Source organism: Komagataeibacter intermedius TF2, assembly GCF_000964425.1.
Classification (GTDB): domain Bacteria; phylum Pseudomonadota; class Alphaproteobacteria; order Acetobacterales; family Acetobacteraceae; genus Komagataeibacter; species Komagataeibacter intermedius.
Map to the genome: position 1 here is coordinate 1 of NZ_BANF01000444.1, position 443 is coordinate 443.

Below are 443 nucleotides of genomic sequence, written 5' to 3' on the forward strand. Positions count from 1 at the left end.
CTGACACGCCGCGAGATGAGCGATGGCATCATCACGGAATGTCGGGACGGCGAGACCATGAATGCAGCCATCAATATTGCCATGATGGGCGGTATCCTGAGCACGACGCTGCATGCAGACAGCGTCTCCCTCATGATCCAGCGCGCGATCGCGCTCTGTCCGCCCTCGGAACGTGACAACCTCGTCTCGGCCCTCGCTCAGGCGCTTCGGTTCTGCATCAACCAGCGCCTTGTACCCCGCAAGGGCGGCGGGCGTGTTGCGATCCGCGAATTCCTCACTTTCGATCGTGATCTGCGCCGCAAGCTCACCCGGACCGAGCCGACGGACTGGCCCGACGTAGTGGCCGACGCGGTCGAGGCGCAGGGCCAGTCTTTCGGAAAGGCCATCCGCAAACTGCTCGATGCCGATCTGATCACCGAAGACACCGCTCTGGCGGAAGAAAG

The 443-nt window shown here is 62.8% G+C and carries 1 protein-coding gene; it reads left to right on the plus strand.

Annotated features, from left to right (window positions below; translation table 11 throughout):
• Nucleotides 1–15 precede the first annotated feature (15 nt).
• On the plus strand, nt 16–443 hold a 428-nt coding region (locus B7449_RS17965), incomplete at its 3' end, for an ATPase, T2SS/T4P/T4SS family (protein ID WP_456303606.1).